Source organism: Geodermatophilus sp. URMC 65 (genome assembly GCF_053502545.1).
On the sequence record NZ_CP199954.1, the window covers coordinates 2,681,692 to 2,700,754 of the forward strand.

The 19,063-nt window shown below is 74.5% G+C and carries 14 protein-coding genes; 7 read left to right on the top strand and 7 right to left on the bottom strand.

Annotation, left to right across the window (positions count from 1 at the left end):
- Positions 1–100 precede the first annotated feature (100 nt).
- Positions 101–2,449, bottom strand: a complete 2,349-nt coding sequence (locus tag ACWIX7_RS13045) for a DUF6049 family protein (protein WP_448621958.1) — start codon at positions 2,447–2,449, stop codon at positions 101–103.
- Positions 2,450–2,519: 70 nt separating this feature from the next.
- A complete protein-coding gene (locus ACWIX7_RS13050) occupies positions 2,520–2,996 on the bottom strand; it encodes an NUDIX hydrolase (protein WP_091220955.1) in 477 nt (158 codons plus the stop codon).
- A 241-nt stretch (positions 2,997–3,237) separates the two neighbouring features.
- On the opposite strand from ACWIX7_RS13050, the gene ACWIX7_RS13055 reads away from it, so the two are divergent.
- Positions 3,238–4,662 carry a CCA tRNA nucleotidyltransferase gene (locus ACWIX7_RS13055; RefSeq protein ID WP_448621959.1) on the top strand — a complete coding sequence of 475 codons (1,425 nt, stop codon included), beginning with the start codon at positions 3,238–3,240 and terminating at the stop codon, positions 4,660–4,662.
- Between the two features lie 40 nt (positions 4,663–4,702).
- Positions 4,703–5,692 carry a peptidase gene (locus ACWIX7_RS13060; RefSeq protein ID WP_448621960.1) on the top strand — a complete coding sequence of 330 codons (990 nt, stop codon included), beginning with the start codon at positions 4,703–4,705 and terminating at the stop codon, positions 5,690–5,692.
- A 13-nt stretch (positions 5,693–5,705) separates the two neighbouring features.
- Here ACWIX7_RS13060 and ACWIX7_RS13065 read toward each other — a convergent pair whose 3' ends face one another.
- Positions 5,706–6,956 carry an MFS transporter gene (locus ACWIX7_RS13065; RefSeq protein WP_448621961.1) on the bottom strand — a complete coding sequence of 417 codons (1,251 nt, stop codon included), beginning with the start codon at positions 6,954–6,956 and terminating at the stop codon, positions 5,706–5,708.
- 117 nt (positions 6,957–7,073) lie between these two features.
- Here ACWIX7_RS13065 and ACWIX7_RS13070 point away from each other — a divergent pair, with 117 nt between their 5' ends.
- Positions 7,074–7,733, top strand: a complete 660-nt coding sequence (locus ACWIX7_RS13070) for a YqgE/AlgH family protein (protein WP_448621962.1) — start codon at positions 7,074–7,076, stop codon at positions 7,731–7,733.
- A 197-nt stretch (positions 7,734–7,930) separates the two neighbouring features.
- Here ACWIX7_RS13070 and ACWIX7_RS13075 read toward each other — a convergent pair whose 3' ends face one another.
- The 4 genes from ACWIX7_RS13075 to ACWIX7_RS13090 form a co-directional block, all read right to left on the bottom strand.
- The gene (locus ACWIX7_RS13075) at positions 7,931–8,689 is read right to left on the bottom strand and encodes a hypothetical protein (protein WP_448621963.1); all 759 of its coding nucleotides are present in this window, start codon (positions 8,687–8,689) and stop codon (positions 7,931–7,933) included.
- Between the two features lie 210 nt (positions 8,690–8,899).
- Positions 8,900–9,979, bottom strand: coding sequence for an inositol-3-phosphate synthase (locus ACWIX7_RS13080; protein WP_448621964.1), 1,080 nt, complete (start codon positions 9,977–9,979; stop codon positions 8,900–8,902).
- 52 nt (positions 9,980–10,031) lie between these two features.
- Positions 10,032–10,493, bottom strand: a complete 462-nt coding sequence (locus ACWIX7_RS13085; RefSeq protein ID WP_448621965.1) for a PepSY domain-containing protein — start codon at positions 10,491–10,493, stop codon at positions 10,032–10,034.
- Positions 10,494–10,686: 193 nt separating this feature from the next.
- Positions 10,687–11,340 carry an FHA domain-containing protein gene (locus tag ACWIX7_RS13090; RefSeq protein ID WP_448621966.1) on the bottom strand — a complete coding sequence of 218 codons (654 nt, stop codon included), beginning with the start codon at positions 11,338–11,340 and terminating at the stop codon, positions 10,687–10,689.
- A gap of 155 nt (positions 11,341–11,495) precedes the next feature.
- On the opposite strand from ACWIX7_RS13090, the gene ACWIX7_RS13095 reads away from it, so the two are divergent.
- From ACWIX7_RS13095 to ACWIX7_RS13110, 4 genes are all read left to right on the top strand, one after another.
- Positions 11,496–13,289: a glycoside hydrolase family 15 protein gene (locus ACWIX7_RS13095; protein WP_448621967.1), complete on the top strand. Its 1,794-nt coding sequence runs from the start codon at positions 11,496–11,498 to the stop codon at positions 13,287–13,289.
- A 56-nt stretch (positions 13,290–13,345) separates the two neighbouring features.
- The gene (locus ACWIX7_RS13100; RefSeq protein WP_448621968.1) at positions 13,346–14,590 is read left to right on the top strand and encodes an FHA domain-containing protein; all 1,245 of its coding nucleotides are present in this window, start codon (positions 13,346–13,348) and stop codon (positions 14,588–14,590) included.
- A 16-nt stretch (positions 14,591–14,606) separates the two neighbouring features.
- Entirely contained in the window at positions 14,607–15,422 is an 816-nt protein-coding gene (locus ACWIX7_RS13105; RefSeq protein WP_448621969.1) for a protein kinase domain-containing protein, read from the top strand.
- A gap of 102 nt (positions 15,423–15,524) precedes the next feature.
- Positions 15,525–18,995, top strand: a complete 3,471-nt coding sequence (locus ACWIX7_RS13110) for an ABC transporter transmembrane domain-containing protein (RefSeq protein ID WP_448621970.1) — start codon at positions 15,525–15,527, stop codon at positions 18,993–18,995.
- Positions 18,996–19,063 lie beyond the last annotated feature (68 nt).

Genomic DNA, 19,063 nt, shown 5'->3' on the forward strand with positions numbered 1-19,063 from the left:
ATCGGTGAGCTCGCACGCCTGCTCACGGGCCCCCCTCGCTGGCGCTCGGAGGTCCCGCGAGCGGAGCTGCTGTGCTCCTGGTGTGAGCTCGCACGCTCGCTCACACGGGGCTCCGCGTGGGCGGCAGCGGAACGGCCGCGCCCTCGGGCGCCGAGCCGCCGGGCAGGTCGCCGTCCTCGTCGCCGGGGGTGCTCCGGCGACGGCGCAGCAGGTAGCGCACGAGCCGGCGCAGGAAGAGCAGCCCGAGCAGCACCGCCGCGCCGATGGTGACGACGACCGAGATCGACCCGTACGCGGTGCTCTGCACCTGCAACTGCACCGGGTCGCCCAGCGGTGCGCCGTCCGGGGTGGTGAGCGTGGCCGCGACGCCGAAGCGACCGGACTGGCGCACCTGGGCCGGCACCTGCAGCGTCGTCCGCTGCTCGGGGGCGAGCACCTGGTCACCGAGGTCGCCCACCGAGAGCGCGTTGCCGCGGGTCTGCACCCGCAGCTGGACGTGCAGGGCGAAGGGCAGGTCGTTGCTCACGGTGAGCACCAGCGGGGCGTCGCTGGAGGCTAGGCTGTAGGTGCCGTCGGCCGGGGAGAGCAGGGTGACCCGCTCGGTCAGCCGGTCCATGGTCGTCCGCAGGTCCGCGGCGGCCGTGGCGAAGCCCTCGGGGTCGTCCCGCCACGCGGCCGAGGTGGTGCGGGCGGTCGCCGCGTCCCAGCGCGCCAGCGCCACGTCCGGGTCGCCGGCGACGGCGCTGGCCAGCTGGTCGCGGATCGAGACCGCGGCGGCGACGTCGGCCAGCCCGGCGGCCTCCAGTCCGCCCGGGTCCGCGGGGGTCACCAGCTCGCCGGTGTCGGTGGTGGGGCCGTCGCCGAGCTCGGCCACGGTGGCCGGCCGCAGCCAGGGGAACTGCGCCGAGGCGGCCATCATGGCGCTCACGCCGGAGGGGTCGGCGTCGACCTCGCGCGGTGGGGCCACCAGCACGCTCTGCTGCGCGGTCGCGCCGCCGGGCTGCAGGCCGAGCAGCGCGAGCTCGGCGATCGAGCGCTGCTCCGCGGCGCGGCTGCCCATGGGGGCCCGCGCCGCGCCCCCGGCGAGATCGCCGAGCGCGGGGTCGGCGACCAGGGCCGGGACCTCGCCGTCCTCGGTGGGCACCGTCGTCCGGGCCGCGGCCGGGCCCTCGAGGCCGAGCGCGGCCGCGCCGTCGGTGAGCCCCCCAGGAACGAGCACGACCTCCTCGACGCCGCCGTCCCGCAGCACGCCGAGCGTCTCCGGGCGCAGCGCGCCGCCCACCGCCCAGGCCAGGTCGGTGCGCGCCTCGACGCCCAGGACCTCCCGCAGGATGTCCGCGCCGGCGGTGCCGTCGGCCTGGACCTCGGCCGGTGCGCCGGTCGGGGGCGCGGCGGGGGCGTCGGGGTCGTCCTGCGCCGTCCCCTCGGCGCTGCCCGGCAGGCTGCGGGTCACCACCGGGGACAGGCCCGCCCCGGTCAGGGAGTCGGCGTCGACGTCGCCGTAGGGCAGCGCGACCACCGGGTGGACGGCGGCGACGGCGCGCAGCCGCTGCAGCCAGGCGGCCGCCTCATCGCTGCCCGACCCGGCGTCCTCGTCCCCCACGACGGCGTAGGGGCCGTCGGCCATGACCTGCAACTCCTCGACCAGCGCCGGGTCGACGGCCAGGGTCACCGGGACCACCGGCGCCGGCTCGCCGCCCCCGGGCGCGATGGTCCGGGGCAGGCGTTCCACCGTCGCCAGCGCGCGGTCCAGCCGGCCGCCGGCCGCGACCTCGGCGGTCAGCCCGTCGTCGACGAACGCGCCGGAGGCGTCGCGGTGGGTGCGCTCGACCAGCGGCCACAGCCAGGCGACGCTGGTCGGCGTCGTCGACAGCACCGACGGCTGCACCAGGTAGGTGGTCAGCTCGCCGACCCGGCGGCGCTCCCCGTCGGCACCGACGCCGTTGAGGTTGAGCAGCACCGGGTAGACGCCGTCGCGGTCGATCGCCAGCGCGTCGGTGGTCGTGGTGAGGGTGAAGGAGACCATGGCACCCGGGCGCAGCTCGCCCGCGACGTCCTGGAACGGCGTGGCGACGGCGGCCGTCAGGTCGGGGTCGCCGTCGACGGCCTGCAGCTCGGCGCGGGAGTCCAGCAGCTCACCGCGCTGCAGCCGCACGTCGATGTCGGTGAGCGTCTCGGTGCCGGTGTTGGTCAGCTCCCCCTCGACGGTGACCGTCGCGCCCGGCAGCAGCGTGCGCGGGTCCAGGCGGGTGAGCCGGACGCTGACCGGCTGGTCGTCGGCGGCCGCCTCGGGGGCGGCGGGGTCCCCGGGAGCGGCCGCTGCGACCGGGGTGAGCGCGACGAGAGGGGTGCTGAGCAGCCCGGCCAGCGCGACGGCGACCGTCGTCCCCCGGGTCGTGCGGCCGCGGCCCCGCACGGCGGACCGGCCGGCGACCGACCGCCGCCTCACGACAGCTCCTCGCCGGCGCTCGTCGCCACGTGGCCGCCTGCTGTGTCTGCCGGTGAGCTGGCCAGCTGGCTCACGCGCTGTCGGCGAGGAGCGCGGGCGCCCGCTCGACCAACGCCCGCTCGTCGGCGTAGGCGAGCCGGGCGCCGAGCTCGTCGAGGGGCACCCAGGCGACCTCGGTCACCTCGATGTCGGCGTCGGACAGGGCTCCCCCGATGGCGCGGAGCAGGAAGTGGTGCACGGTCTTGTGCACCCGGCGGCCGTCGGCGACGAACCAGAAGTCGATGATGCCGAGCGGGGCGACGACCTCGCCGATGATCCCGGTCTCCTCGGCGACCTCCCGGACGGCGGTGTCCTCCGGGGTCTCGCCCTCCTCGATGTGGCCCTTGGGCAGGGACCAGAGCAGCCGGCCGCGGCGGTCGGTGCGGCCGATGAGGGCGGCGCGCGGCCCCGTGATGGGGTCGTCAGCGACCACCAGGCCCCCGGCGGAGGTCTCGTCGACCCGCCGCAACCGGCGGCCCGGGCGCCCTCGCCCGCCCGTCCCAGCCATGCCAGGAGGGTAGCGCGCGTCCGGCGACAGCTCAGGGAGCATCGCAGCGAGTAGAAGGACCCCGCTGCCCCCCACCGCTCGCAGGCTCGCGATGGGACCCTGCAGCGTGGCCACTCTCCATGTCGGCGCGGAGCCGGACCAGAGTGTATTCGCCGCGGCACTACCCTGGATCGTCGTGTCCGGTGAGCCTCCCCGTCCGACGACAGCTGCCGCCTCCGTGCCGCCCGCCGTCCAGGAGGCCGTGCGCGAGCTCGTCGACCTCTCCCCCGTCCTGACCAGGCTGGGGCAGCGCTTCACCGACGCCGGCTTCGAGGTGCACCTCGTCGGCGGGTCGGTCCGCGACGCGCTGCTCGCCGCGGGGTCGGGGGGGTCACGCGTGCCCGGGGACCTCGACGTCACCACCGACGCCCGGCCCGAGCAGGTGCTGCGGCTGCTCCGCGGGTTCGCCAGTTCCACGTGGAACACCGGCATCGCCTTCGGCACGGTGGGTGCCGAGGTGGACGGCGTCCGGCTGGAGATCACCACCTTCCGCGCCGACCGCTACGACCGCGAGTCGCGCAACCCCGAGGTGGCGTGGGGCGACTCGCTCGTCGACGACCTCGCCCGGCGCGACTTCACGGTCAACGCGATGGCGGTCTCCCTGGGGCCGGACCGCACGGTCACCGACCCGTTCGGCGGGCTGGGCGACCTGCTGGCCGGCCGGTTGCGGACGCCGGGCGCGGCCACCGAGTCGTTCCTGGACGACCCGCTGCGGATGCTGCGCGCGGTCCGGTTCGTCGCCCAGCTGGGCCTGACGCCGGTCGACGAGGTGGTCGAGGCGATGACCGCGCTGGCTCCCGAGCTGGCGCGGATCACCCCCGAGCGGGTCCAGGTGGAGCTGTCGAAGACGCTGCTGCAGGACTCGCCGCGGGCGGCGCTGGAGCTGTTCGTGGGCACCGGGCTGGCCGAGTTCGTCCTGCCCGAGCTCGCGACGCTGCGCATGGAGATCGACGAGCACCACCAGCACAAGGACGTCTACACCCACTCGCTGACGGTGCTGGACCAGGCGATCGCGCTGGAGAAGGCGGATCCGCAGGCCGGGTCGCCGGACCTGGTGCTGCGGCTGGCCGCGCTGCTGCACGACATCGGCAAGCCGGCCACCCGCCGGCACGAGCCGCGCGGCCGGGTCTCCTTCCACCACCACGAGGTCGTCGGCGCGAAGCTCGTCCGCAAGCGGCTGCAGGCGCTGCGGTACTCCAAGGAGGTGGTGGAGGCGGTCGCCCGGCTGACCTTCCTGCACCTGCGCTTCCACGGCTACGGCCGCGGCGAGTGGACCGACTCCGCCGTCCGCCGGTACGTCACCGACGCCGGCGACCTGCTGCCCCGGCTGCACAAGCTGGTGCGCTCGGACTGCACGACCCGCAACAAGCGGCGCGCTGCGGCGCTGTCGGCCACCTACGACTCCCTGGAGCGGCGGATCGTCGAGCTGTCGGCGGCCGAGGACCTCGCGCGGGTGCGCCCGGACCTCGACGGCAACGCGATCATGGCGATCCTCGGGATCCCGCCCGGCCGCGAGGTCGGCGAGGCCTGGACGTACCTCAAGGACCTGCGGCTCGAGCGCGGCCCGCTGGACCCCGACGAGGCCGAGGCCGAGCTGCGCGCCTGGTGGGCCGCCCGCAACGGCTGATCCGCTACAGCCGGAGCCTCCGGCTGCCGACAGGAGACACGTGCACGAACAGGGACCCGGCGCCCCGGATCCGGGCCTGCCCACCTCCCCGACCGGCCGCACGCCGCAGTGGGTGGTGGACGAGGCGCTCGGCCTGCCGGTCGCGGCCGTCCCGTGGCGCGCTCCCGAGCCGCCCCGACGCCGACGGCGGCGCGGGCGCCTGCTGAGCCTCCTCGCCGTCCCGCTGGTCGTCGGCGGCGCCCTCGGGGCCGCGGTGTTCACCGGCACCGTGCCCTGGCCCGGGGAGTCCTCGGCCGCCGTCGGGGCGCCGTCCGCCCCGGGGCCGGACCGCAGCGTCCCGACGACCGCGGCGGCACCGGCGGACCGCCCCACCCCGGGTGCCGGCGCCCGCCCGGACCCGTGGGGTCAGGCCCCGCCGGCGCCCGCGGCGGGTGGGGCCCACGCGTTCGCGCTCACCCAGGCCGACGGCACCACGCCGGTGGCCTACGACCCGTGCCGGGTCGTCCACTACGCCATCCGGCCCGACGGCTCCCCCGACGGTGGCGAGGAGCTGGTGCACGCGGCGATCGCCCGGGTCAGCCAGGTGACCGGGCTGGTCTTCGTGTACGACGGCCCGACCGCCGAGGCGCCGACTCCCGAGCGGGCGGCGTTCCAGCCCGCCCGCTACGGGGACCGCTGGGCACCGGTCCTCGTCGCCTGGCAGACCGAGGGGGAGAACCCCGCGCTGGCCGGCGACACCGTCGGCGAGGCCAGCAGCCTGGCGGTGTCGCTCGGGGACGGGCCGCGGGTGTACGTCACCGGCACCGTCTCCCTCGACGCCGGCCACTTCCCCGAGATCACGGCGGACAGCCCCGCGACGGCCTCGGGGGTCGTGCTGCACGAGCTGGCCCACCTCGTCGGCCTGGACCACGTGGACGACGACTCGCAGCTGCTCCACCCGGAGACCGTGCCGGGCGTCACCGACTACGCCGCCGGGGACCTCACGGGCCTGTCCCGCCTCGGTCAGGGGCCCTGCGTCCCGGAGCTCTGACGGCCGTGGCCGGTCAGCGCGCGAGCGGGGAGCGGGCGGCGTACAGGGCGGTGAGCACGTAGGCCGCGCCGACGGCGACCACGGCGGGTGGGGAGACGCCGTCCGCCGGCAGCAGGTACGCCGCCACGAGCAGGGCGAGGACGTAGCTGACGTTGACGAGCATGTCGTAGACCGAGAACGCCCGGCCGCGGACGTCGTCGTCCACCACCCGCTGCAGCGTGGCGTCCACGCAGATCTTCACGCCCTGCCCGAGGAAGCCGAGCACCGCGCCGGCCAGCACCACGGTCACCGGCAGGAAGGGCAGGCCCAGCGCCGTCAGCAGGACGCCCCCGAGCGCCAGCAGCAGGGTCACCCACCGCGCCGTCCCGAGACGGCGCACCGCCCCGGGTGTCGCCACGGCCGCCAGCAGCGTGCCGACCGCGCCCGCGGCGACCGCCGCCCCCACGCCGAGCAGGCCCTCGCCGGGCGGTGCGGTGGCGCGGGAGAACAGCACCGTCGCCAGGGTCAGCACCCCGAAGCAGAGCCGGTGCACCGTGATGAGGACCAGCGCGGTCCCCGCCGGGGGGCGGGCCCGCACGTGCCGCACGCCGGCCACGAGGCCGGCGACCACCTGGCGGGCGGACGACGTCGTCGCGCTCCCGTCCGGCCCGAGCGCCCCCGGCGGGAAGCCCGCGGCGAGCGCCGCGGCGAGCAGGTAGGGGCCAGCGGCGCCGAGGGTCAGCAGCGCGTACCCGGCGTCCCCCGCGATGCCGGCGGCCTGCTGCACCGCGACCGCGGCCGCTCCACCCACCACCGTGGCCACCGCGCCGGACGTCGTCGACAGCGCGTTGGCCGGCACCAGGTCGCGGGTGGTGTGCGGCAGCGCCGCCGACAGCGCCGACAGCACGAAGCGGGCGACCGAGAACAGCACCAGCCCCGCGAGCAGCAACGGCAGACCGCCCGACCCGCCGGCCACGAGCAGCGCCAGGACGCCGACCAGCCCGGTCCGCAGCAGGTCGGCGTGCACCAGCACCTGGCGACGGCGCCACCGGTCCAGCCATACGCCGGCGAAGGGGCCCACCAGCGAGTACGGCAGCAGCAGGACGGCGAACCCCGCGGCGACCGCCACCGGGTCGGCGGCCCGTTGCGGGTTGAACAGCACCGTCCCGGCGAGGGCGGCCTGCAGCACGCCGTCCCCGAACTGGGCCGAGAGCCGGGTGGCCAGCAGCCGGCGGAAGTCGCGGCGGGACAGCAGCGAGCGCACGGTCGTCCCCGCCTGCCGCACCCGGTCACCCTACGGTGGCCACCCCTCCGCAGAGGGTGGACGACGGGCCGCGCGGGCACTCGTTGCGGGCGTGACCACTCCCGCCGGACTGCCCGTGGGTGGGGCACACTGGGACCGATGACTCCCCCGTCCTCGCCCGATCCCGAGTCCGGGCCGCCGGCCCGGCCCGCGACGGGCAGACGCCGTCCGGACGCGGTCCCCGCGCTGTCGACGGGGACCCTGGACGACGTCCGGCCCGGGTCGCTGCTGGTGGCCATGCCGAGCCTGACCGATCCCACCTTCGCGGGCACGGTCGTCTACGTGCTCGACCACAACGACAGCGGCACGCTGGGCGTGGTGCTGGGCCGGCCGAGCCAGGTGGAGATCCGCGACGTGCTGCCGGGCTGGTGCGACCTCGCCGTCGACCCCGGCGTGTTCCACGTGGGCGGCCCGTGCGAGACCGACACCGCGCTGTGCCTGGCGGTCTGCCGCACCCCCGGTGAGGACTGCGGCCTGCGGCAGGTCGCCGATGACGTCCACCTGGTCGACCTGGACGCCGACCCCGACGAGCTGGTCGGCCGGGTGCGGGGCCTGAGGGTGTTCGCCGGCTACGCGGGCTGGTCGCCGGGCCAGCTGGCCCTGGAGGTCGCCGAGGGCGCCTGGGCCTGCGTGCCGGGCCGCCCGGACGACGTGATCAGCGAGCTGGCCGGCCCGGAGCTGTGGCGCCGGGTGATGGGACGCCAGACCGGGCGCCTGGCGGTGCTGTCGACGGCGCCCGCCGACCCGACGGTGAACTGATCCGCGCGTCAACGGGTGCGCGGACGCCCGGCATCTGATAGGAACGTCGTCGGAGGGGGCGGTCTGGGGAAGAGGCCGCCCCCTCCCCCATGCCCGGCCCACTGAGGTGCTGGAACGGCCACCCTCCAGGAACCCGCCGGCCCCGTTCAGGGCACCGCCCCGAGCTTGCGAGGGGTGAGGAGAACGGGGTCCTTCTCCTACAGGCCGACGGTCGCCGCGACCTCCGGGTGCGCCGCGCCGTCCACGGACTCCCCCTCGCCCGGCAGCGTGATCTCCCGCGGGCCGTGGTCCGACAGCGTCACGGTCACCTCGAACTCCTCGCCCGGCAGCGGGGTGCGGTACTGCACCAGCAGGTCGGTGGAGCGGTCGACCGCGACCGACCAGCCGGCGTCCGAGGCGTAGAGCTGGGTCAGCTCGCCGTCGATCGAGCGGTCGCCCTCCCAGGTGTAGCCCGCGCCGCGGAAGTCGCCGGCGTCGTCCGGCTCCTCGGCGGAGAGGTTGAGCACCACCTGGGTGAGCACGTCGACCAGTGATGCCTGCTCCCCCAGCGTCACGGGACGGCGCACGTAGGAGGCCTCCGGCAGCCCCTCGGCGCCCAGCGCGGCGGCCAGGCCGGGCACCTCGCCGAACCACAGCTGCTCGTCGGTGAAGAAGAGGGTGCGGGTGTCGTCGGCGCGGCCGTCGCCGTACGACGTGACCGCCTGCGCGCGCCCGGCACCGCCGGCGAGGTCCACCTCCCCGGTGAGGGTGAGCACGGTGTCCTCGCCGTACGGGGCGGTGACCACGAAGTCCGCGCCGCCCCGGTCGTGGTTCTCGGCCAGCAGCCCGGCGAGGACGCCGGCTTCCTCCTCGGTGACCGGCGAGCCCTCCGCCCGCTCGTCCCCGCCGGCGCAGCCGGCCAGCAGCGCCACTGTCAGCCCCAGCGCCGGGAGCAGCGGACGGCGGCGCGGGGGCATGCGGTCAGCGTAGGCATCCGGGCAGGTCACCGACGGCGTCCCACGCGGGGCCCCGGACACGCGGCAGGGCCCGCGATCGGCACGGATCGCGGGCCCGGCCGGCCCCGTCCAGAGGCTCGCCCCGAGCGTGCGAGGGGTGAGGAGGACGGGTGGAAGGACCCCTGCCCCCCACCGCTCGCAGGCTCGCGGCGGGACCCTGCAGGGCGGCCGTCAGCGGTCGACGTCGCCGCGGATGAAGGCCTCGACGGCGTCGCGGGCCTGGCTGTCGCTGTACTGCACCGGCGGGCTCTTCATGAAGTAGGACGACGCGGAGAGGATCGGGCCGCCGATCCCGCGGTCCTTGGCGATCTTCGCGGCGCGGACGGCGTCGATGATGATGCCGGCCGAGTTCGGGGAGTCCCAGACCTCGAGCTTGTACTCCAGGTTCAGCGGGACGTCGCCGAACGCGCGGCCCTCGAGGCGCACGTAGGCCCACTTGCGGTCGGTCAGCCACGGCACGTGGTCCGACGGGCCGATGTGCACGTTGTCGGTGCCCATGTCCCGGTCGACCTGGCTGGTGACGGCCTGGGTCTTGGAGATCTTCTTGGACTCCAGGCGCTCGCGCTCGAGCATGTTCTTGAAGTCCATGTTGCCGCCGACGTTGAGCTGCATGGTGCGGTCGAGCTGCACGCCGCGGTCCTCGAAGAGCTTGGCCAGCACGCGGTGGGTGATGGTGGCGCCCACCTGCGACTTGATGTCGTCGCCGACGATCGGCACCCCGGCCGCGGTGAACTTGTCGGCCCACTCCTGGGTGCCGGCGATGAACACCGGCAGCGCGTTGACGAAGGCCACGCCGGCGTCCAGGGCGCACTGGGCGTAGAACTCGGCGGCCTGCTGCGACCCGACGGGCAGGTAGCAGACCAGCACGTCGGCGCCGGACGCGCGCAGCGCCGCGACGACGTCCACCGGCTCCTCGTCGGACTCCTCGATCGTCGCCCGGTAGTACGTGCCGAGGCCGTCGAGGGTGGTGCCGCGCTGCACGGTCACGCCCAGCGGCGGGACGTCGCAGATGGTGATGGTGTTGTTCTCGCTGGCGACGATGGCCTCGGAGAGGTCGCGGCCGACCTTCTTGGCGTCGACGTCGAACGCCGCGACGAACTGCACGTCGGCGACGTGGTAGTCGCCGAAGCGGACGTGCATCAGGCCCGGCACCGGCGTGGTCTCGTCGGCGTCGCGGTAGTAGTGGACACCCTGCACGAGCGAGGCGGCGCAGTTGCCGACACCGACGATGGCGACCTTGACGGAACCCACAGCAGTGCTCCTCACTGTTCGGCGCTTTCCCGGTCGGCGGGCTGTCTCGGTCTCAGTCCCAGTAGGTGTCTCGGTTGATGCTCGTGACCTGGCCGGTAGCGGCGTCCACCTCGACCTCGGTGGTGGAGCCGTCGTCGTGCAGCACCGTCACGTCGTACCGAAGGCCGGTCCGCTCGTTGTCCTGGTCCCACTCGACGACGCGGCCGGGAGCGACCTCGGTGGCGACCGCCTTCGCGTCCTCGAGGGTCAGCGGGGTGGAGGTGGGCGCCGGGGCCGACGAGGGTGTCCCGGTGGTCTCGGGCAGGGAGTCCGCCGAGGGCCGAGCCGACGGGTCGAGGGAGGTCCCGGCCGTCTGGGCGCGGGCGGCCTGCAGTGTCTCCGCGTCTGAGGTGGCGGACCAGATGGCGGCCGCACCCAGTGCGATGCCCACGCCGACGAGGACGACGAGGACGAGCCGGAGGAACCGCCGCGGAGCCGGGGGGCGGTACATGGGAGTGGTCGAGGAACGGTTCACGGGAGCGGTCCTTTCCGGTCAGGCTGCTCGGGTCGGGCGACCCGGCTGGGCCTGTCAGGAACTGTCGAGGTCCGCCGACTCCGTCAGTAGCCACCCTGGGTGGCGGGAACCCCCACCCGGAGGTCGTCGTCGTCCACCTGCGGTGAGGCGGCGCGCGACGCTCCGGCGGGTGGGGACGAGCGTTGCGGAGGGGCTACAGGTCCTTGCGGCTGACGATGCCGAGCCCGAGGACGCGCTCGACCAGCTTGACGCGCTTCTGGTTCTGCGGGAGGTCCTCGATCTGGAACTTCTGGAACAGGGTGCGCAGATGGGTCTTCACCGCATCGACGCTGAGGAACAGCTCGTCGGCGATCCGTTGGTTGGACGCCGGGGTGGCGTACGGGTCGTCGTGCTTGTACGGCCGGCACAGCGCGGTGACGATCTGCCGCTGGGTCGGGGACAGCGACGTCGCGGGGACGAACTGCTCACCCACCTTGGTCAGCTGGGTCGTCCCCCGGTTGGTGTCCCGGAAGCGGAAGGACGTCGAGCCGAGCACGAACGTGTCGTCGTCACGCAGCCTGCGCCGGCCGCTGAGTCGTTCGCCGTTGAGGAACGTCCCGTTCCGGGACAGTCCGTCGTCGACGAGCGTCCAGTCGTGACCGACGAGTTCGAGCCCGGCGTGCACCCGCGACACCCGCTCGTCCCAGCCCAGCCGGACGTCACAACCGGAGCCGCGCCCGATGGTCAGCGATGTCCTGCCCTCGAGCGGGACGAACCGCTGCGCCCCGGTGTCGTCGCGGTACACCAGGACAGCACCCTCCGCACCGGCCCACTGCCACCGCCGGGCACCCTCGCCCGGGCCGGTCATCGGCCCCGCCGCATGTCCCTACCGTACGACCTGACGTTGCGTTGGCGGGGGTGTCGGGAGCGGGGTCCTGGGCCCTCGGGGCCGCTAGGCTGACCGTCCCGGTCCGGTCTGTCCCCCCCTCCCGGGAGTGGGACACGGGACGACGCGAGGCGTGGATGGCTGCTCTCATCGAGGACCACGGCATCATCGGCGATCTCCACACGGCCGCTCTCGTGTCCACCGACGGCGACATCGACTGGCTCTGCCTGCCCCGGTTCGACTCGCCGTCGGTGTTCGCATCGATCCTCGACGAGGAGCGCGGGGGCCGGTTCACGGTGCGGTGCACCGGCGCCACGAGGGTGAAGCAGATGTACCTGCCGGACTCCAACGTCCTCGTCACCCGGTTCCTGGGCGAGCACTTCGTCGGCGAGGTCGTCGACTTCATGGTGCCGCACGAGCAGGGGTCGAGCAGGCGCGGCGCCAGCCAGCTCGTGCGCCTCGTGCGCGCCATCCGCGGGCGGGTGGACGTCGAGATCCGGTGCGCACCAGCGTTCGACTACGCCCGAGCGCGGACCGAGGTAGAGATCGTCGAGGGCTCCGGTGCCTTCTTCTTCTCCCCGATCGCCCAGCTCGTCCTCCGGTCCACCGTGCCGTTGACCGCCGAGGGATCCGCGGCCGTCGGTCACCCGGTCCTCGGGGAGGGCGAGAGCCTCGCACTGGCGCTGTCCCGCTGGGGCTCGCCGCACCCGCTGGAGACGGGGGAGGTCCAGGACCTGCTCGCCGCCACGCTGGACTACTGGCAGCGGTGGATCCGTCAGTCCCGGTACCGGGGTCGGTACCGGGAGATGGTGGAGCGGTCGGCGCTGACGCTGAAGCTGCTCGTCTACCAGCCCACCGGGGCGCTGGTCGCCGCCCCGACCACCTCGCTGCCGGAGGCGATCGGCGGCACCCGGAACTGGGACTACCGCTTCACCTGGGTCCGCGACGCCGCCTTCACCGTCTACGCGCTGATGCGGCTTGGTTTCACCGAGGAGGCCGGCGCGTTCATGAGCTGGCTGGAAGCGCGGTGCATCGACGCCGAGGCGGACAAGGGCCTGCACATCCTCTACGGCATCGACGGGGAGGTCGTGGGGACCGAGTCGACGCTGGACCACCTCCGGGGCTACCGCGACTCCGGTCCGGTGCGGATCGGGAACGGCGCCGCGCACCAGCTCCAGCTGGACATCTTGGGCGAGGTCATGGACTCGGTCCACCTCTACGACCGGAACGGCAGACCGGTCTCCTACGAGCTGTGGACCGCGCTGTGCCGTCAGCTCGACTGGCTCGAGGCGCATTGGGAGGAGCCCGACTGCGGCGTGTGGGAGGTCCGCGGTCCCACCCGGCGCTTCACCTACTCGACACTGATGACCTGGGTCGCCTTCGAGCGCGCCGGTCGGCTGGCGCACCGGCGCGGGCTGCCCGCGCCCCGGGCCGCGTGGCGGCAGGCGGCCGACCGGGCTTACCTGCAGATCCAGGAGCACGACTGGAACCGGCAGATCGGCGCGTACGTGCAGTACCCGCACGCCACGACGCTGGATGCCGGGACCCTGATGATCCCGCTGGTGCGGTTCACCGGTGCGGAGGACCCACGGTTCCTCTCGACCCTGGACCGCATCGAGGCGGAGCTGGTGACCGACAGCCTGGTGCACCGCTACCACACCGACGGCAGTGACGGCTTCGACGAACCCGAGGGCACGTTCAACCTGTGCTCCTTCTGGTACGTCGAGGCGCTCACGCGGGCCGGACGACTCGACCAGGCCCGGCACACCTTCGAGAAGATGCTGACCTACGCCAACCACCTCGGGCTGTACTCCGAGGAGATCGGCGCATCCGGTGAGGCGCTGGGCAACTTCCCGCAGGCCTTCACGCACCTCGGCCTCATCCGCGCGGCCGTCAAGCTGGACCGGGCCCTCAGGTCCTCCGGTCACTGACCCGCCGGTCTGCCGCGCGAGGCGGACCGGGAAGTCCCGAGAACTGGCAGGTGAGCATGTCCGGGTCCCCGACCGAGGAGCCGCCTCCCTCCTGGAGTGACTGGGCACGGGTGCAGGTGCACCCGGGGACGGGCGTGGTCGACCGGCGGGGCAGCGCCCTGCTCGTCGTCCCGGTGGTGGAGACGTCCCACCGGGAGGGCGTCCTCGAGCTGCTCGAGCTGTGCCACCTCCCCGACCTGACGGGCCACGCCCGGGTCGACGAGCTGCGCGCGCTGCTCCACCTGCGCTCCTCCGCGGAGGCGCCCGGCTTCGCGTTGCTGCTCCGCACCGGACACTCGCTGCGGGTCCTCGTCCACGGCCCGGTGCGGGTCCTCGTCGACGGACGCACGCCGGAGTCGCCGGCCGACGGGAGTGAGGGGCGGATCGCCGAACACGTCCTCGAGGACGGCGCGTGGCACGGACTGACGGTCGCCGCGGACGGGGAGGTGTTGCAGCCGGACGTCACCGACGGCCTGCCCCTCGACCTGGAGGCCGGCACCGTGCGCGGTGCCGGGGTCACCGTGCACCGTGTCCCGGCCGGGCCGGCGCAGCGGCCGTCCGCCGCAGAACCCACGGCGATGCTGCCCCCCGCGGGGGTCGCCACGTCCTCGACGGCGCTGCGGCCGGCGGTTGCGTTCCGGTCGGTCCTGCTCGGGCAGTGTGCCGCCCAGGGCTCCGGAGGGCAGCCGGCCCGGGGTCGACGACGGCCGCCGCTACCGATCACGGGTGCGCACGGCGGGGACGCGGGCGGCACCGGGACGACCGGACCCGAGGTCCCCGTGGAGGGGGTGCTCTGCCGCACCGGGCACTTCACCGACCCGGACCTGCCAGCCTGCCGGACGTGCGGCGCACCGCTGTCCCCCGGGGGGCGGGTGACGCTGCCGCGGCCACCGCTGGGCATCCTCGTCACCGACGGCGGGACCATCTACACGGTGACCGGCGACTTCGTCATCGGGCGCGAGGCGGAGCAGGCGCCGGACGTGCTCGCGGGGCGGGCCCGTCCCCTGCCGCTGCGCGATGCGGCGCGCAGCACCTCCCGGGTCCACGCGCGCCTGACCGTCAGCGGCTGGAAGGTCCTGCTCAGCGACGACGGGTCCGCCAACGGCACCTTCCTGAGCCGGCACGGGGCGGCCGGCCCCTGGCTGCCGGTGACGGCGCAGGTCCCGGTGCCCCTGGTGCACGGCGACCGCGTGCGCCTGGGCAAGCGGCAGCTCCTCTTCGACACCTGGCGGGAGACGGTCGTCCCCCAGGTCTTCCGGTGAGGGACGGGCGGCCGCCGTGGACAGGGCCGGGGACTACGTCTTCCTCCGAGAGCTGGGCCGTGGCGAGCACAGCCACGTGTACCTCGCCACGCCGCCGCGTCGCCTCGGGATCGCCACGGACGCCGTCGCTGTCAAGGTGCTGTCCCTGACCGGGACCGACGGCTTCGACGCCCTGGCCGACGAGCTGAGCCTCTTCGCCGGCCTCGGCTCGTCGCACCTGCTCCCGATGTACGACGTCGGGATGGACGCCGGCGTGGTGTTCTACGCGATGCGCCACGAGCCCCTCGGGTCGCTGTCGGCACCGGCGCGGGAGCTGACGCGCCGCGAGCGCCTCCTGGCCGTCGCCCGGGCGGCCCGCGGCGCGCACGAGCTGCACGAGGCCGGCCTGCCGCACCGGGGCATCGGGCCGACGAACGTCCTGCTCGGCAAGGCCGGCGCCGTCCTGGCCGAGCCGGCCGTCGCGCACCTGCTCACCCACGGGCACACGCTCACCGGCCTCGGGGCGGGTGCGCGCGCCGGCGGGCTGGAGCTCGTCGATCCGGAGCTCATGCGAGGGCGCCCGGCGGGCCGGGAGAGCGACGTCTGGTCGCTCGGGGTCACCCTGCACCTGGCTCTGACCGGCCACGGGCTGTTCCCGGCGCTGGTGTCCGCGGACCCGTTCACGGCGGTCCGGATATACCTGAGGAGCCAACCGGAACCGGGCGAGGAGCTCAAGGACGGCGAACGGGCGGTCGTCCTCACCGCGCTGCACCCGGACCCCACGCGCCGCTACCGCACCGCGGCAGATCTCGCCGAGGCGGTCGAGGAGGTCGCCCGGCGCTCCGGGCGGTGACCGCGGAGCCGGCGGCACCGTTCCTGGTCCAGGACCGGGGGCTGGGGCTAGCCTGGCGCGCGAGCGGCCCCGGGAGGCGCGCGTGGCCACGGACGGCCCGTCATGAAGGGCGGCGGCGACCTCCGTCGCACGCTGCGGATGTTCGGGCGCTTCACCGCGGGGCAGCGCCGCGCCTTCGTGTTCGCCACCGTGCTGCTTGCGCTCGAGGCGGTCACCGCGATCGCGGTGCCAGACCTGATCAGCAAGCTGACCGACTTCCTCAACATCGGCAAGCTGCCGGAGTGGTTCGGGTTCGTCCCGCCGGTCGAGGCCACCATCGTCGTGATCGCGGCGGGTATCGTCGCGGCCACGGCCGTGAACAGCTTCTCGGCGTCCCTGGCGGAGATCTCCCTGGCCCAGGCCGCGCGCACGCTCGGGTTCAACCTGCGCGGCACCCTCTTCGCCCACCTGCAGCGGCTCCCGCTGGCCTTCCACCTCAGGCGCAGCACAGGCGACGTACTCACGCGCCTGACCGGCGACGTCAAGGCCATGGAGGACTTCGTCGAGGACTCCGTCGGCGACCTCGTGGGCAGCGTGCTGATCATCGCGGCGACGATGGCCTACCTCTTCCGGCAGTCCTGGCAGGTCGCGCTGCTCGCGGTGGCGATCGTGCCCCTGCTGACGGTGGTCTCGAACGTGTTCGCCCGGCGGATCAAGTCGGCCTCCAAGCAGCTGCGGGCCAGCGAGGGCGAGCTGGCGTCCACCGCACAGGAGATGCTGTCGACGATCAGCCTCGCCCAGGTGTACGGCCGGAACGAGTTGCAGGCGCAGAAGTTCGCGGGCCAGAGCCGCTCGGCGCGGGACGCCGTCCTGCGCACGGCGCGGCTGGAGGCCGTCTTCAGCTTCACCGTCGCGATCGTGGAGTCGATCGGCATCGCGGTCGTGATCCTGGTGGGCGCCCGGCTGGTGTCGGCCCGCACGCTCACCGCCGGCGACCTCGTGGCGTTCATCCTGCTGATCCAGAACCTGTTCAAGCCGATCCGCCGGATCATCAAGCAGTGGAACAAGGTCGCGGCCGTCTACGCCAGCGTGGACCGGGTCGGTGAGCTGCTCGACCTCCGGCCCACGGTGCTGGACACGCCCGACGCGCGCCCGGCGCCGCCGCTCCGGGGCGAGATCGAGTTCCGCGACGTCGGCTTCGCCTACCACTCGGTGTCCGACGACCCGGAGGAGGCGGACGCGCGGCTGGCTCTGCAGTCCGTGAGCTTCCGGATGACCGCCGGCGAGGCTGTGGCACTGGTGGGGCACAGCGGGGCGGGCAAGAGCACGATCGCCCAGCTGGTGCCGCGGCTCTACGACCCCCACGTGGGCGCCGTCCTCATCGACGGCCAGGACGTCCGGCAGTTCACCCTCGAGTCCCTGCGGTCGCGGATCAGCATGGTGCTGCAGGAGACGATCCTGCTCCGCGGCACGGTCGCCGAGAACATCGCCTACGGCCGCGAGGGAGCCACGATCGAGGACGTCGTCCGCGCCGCCGAGCTGGCGAACGCCCACGACTTCGTCATGGCACTGCCCGACGGCTACGACACCGTTCTGGGCGAGCGCGCCGCGACGCTGTCCGGTGGCCAACGACAGCGCCTGGCCATCGCGCGCGCGTTCATCCGCGACACCCCCATCCTGATCATGGACGAGCCGACGACGGGGTTGGACGCCGAGTCGGCCGCGCTCGTGGCCGAGGCCCTGCAGACCCTGGCCCGCAACAGGTCCACGCTCATCGTGTCGCACGACCTGAACCTCATCCGCACGGTGGACCGAGTCCTGGTGATCTCGGCCGGCCGGATCCTCGAGGAGGGCAGCCCGGCCGACCTGCTCGCCAGCGGCGGGCTCTACGCCGAGCTGTACGCCCGGCAGTTCGGGCAGGCGATGGCCGCTGCCCCCTCGGCCGACGCCGCAGCCGGCGGTGCCCTGGCCGGGGCGCCGGCCGGCGTCGCACCCGAACGCGAGGCCGAGCCGGAGCTGGACGCCGCGGAGACGGTGGAGCCGGAGAGGTTCGGCACCGTCCTCACCGAGTGGGTGCCACGGCCGGCGTCCACGGACGAGTTCCGGGCACTCACCGGCTGGATCCCCACCGTCCCTCGCCGGTCGCCCGGCGAGGACGGCCTGGACCCCCTCCGCTCCCCCGCCCTGATCCGGGCACTGCCGGGGCTGGCCGAGGCACTGACCGCTTCGGCGATGGCTCCGCGCCTGCAGCGCATGCTCGCCGACGACTGGGAGCTGCTGGCCTGCTCACCCGGGAAGCCGTCTGTCGAACCGGGGCAGGGGGCCACCCTGCAGTACCGGCTGGAGCTGCGGCGCCGAGGTACCGGCGAGACGGTGGAGCAGCTCGTCGCGGGGCGGTTGTCCTCGACGGCGGAGGGTGTCGAGAGGTGGCTGTCGCACGTCGACCCGCTGGCCGATCACCTGGACGGCCGAGACGACCTGCGCGCCTTCACCCGGCCGGTGCTCCTGATGCGCGAGCTGCGCCTCGTCCTGCACGCGTTCCCGATCGACCCCGTGCTCCCGGGCCTGGTGCTCGCCACCGATACCCCGGAGCTCGTGGAGATGCTCGGGCCGTTGCTCACGAGGTCGGTGCCCGGACTGCTCCTCGGGGGCTGCCGTGCCGAGGTGGTCCGCTACGGGCCGGACAGCTGTGTGCTCCGGTACGACCTGGCGTGGCGCCTGCAACCGAGCCGTCGCAGCCTGAAGCAGGTCGTCTACGGCACGGTGTACGGGGACGGTCGGGGGGGACTCGTCGGTCCGGCCGTGACCGCGCTCCGGGAGGGCCTGCTGGACGGGTCGGACTCATCCCTGCCGTTCCTGGTGCCCCGGTTCCAGGCCTACCTCCCCGACCTCCGGCTGGCGCTCCTCGAGGCGGTGCCCGGATCCCCGCTGCTGCCGGCGCTGATACGGGCCAGGGCGGGCGTGGCCGCCGCGCCGGCGGCCGCTGGCCTCACGCCCGAGGGGGCGGTCGCGGCCTGTGCCCGCATCGCCGCCGCCCTGCACCGGTCGTCGATCCCGGTCGGGGCCACTCGCACTCTCGCCGACGAGATCGACAGGGTGCGCGCCGCCGTCGATGACCTCGCCCCGCTGACCCCGGCGCTCGCCGCGTCGCTGCACCGTCACCTCGGCGCGGTCGGCGACCTCGCGTTCGACCCACCGGGACCACTCGGCGTCGCCCACGGCGACTTCCACCCCTCGCAGGTCCTGTTCGACGGCCCGACCACCGGCCTGGTCGACTTCGACACGGTGTGCCTCGCGGAGCCGGCCCTGGACCTCGGTCAGTTCACCGGGTACCTCGCGGTGACGATCCGCCGGGCCCAGGACGCAGGCGGGGTGACCCGTGCCGGCGGTGAGGACCTCGGGTCCGCCTTCCTCCGGGACTACCTGCGGCTGAGTGGCAGCAGCGACCCCGGCGTGCTGCTCGGCCGGGTGGCCGCGTACCGGACGGTGGCACTGGCGCGCCTCGCCGTCCGGAGCTGGTGCCAGCTCAAGCCGGAGCGGCTGCGCCACACGCTGGCTCTCCTCGACGAGCCGCAGCGCAGCTCCGTGTCCTGACGGCCGGGACGAGGGATCCGGGAATCGGTTGACACCCCCCTGTGGCGGGTCTTGCATGGTCCCCTCGG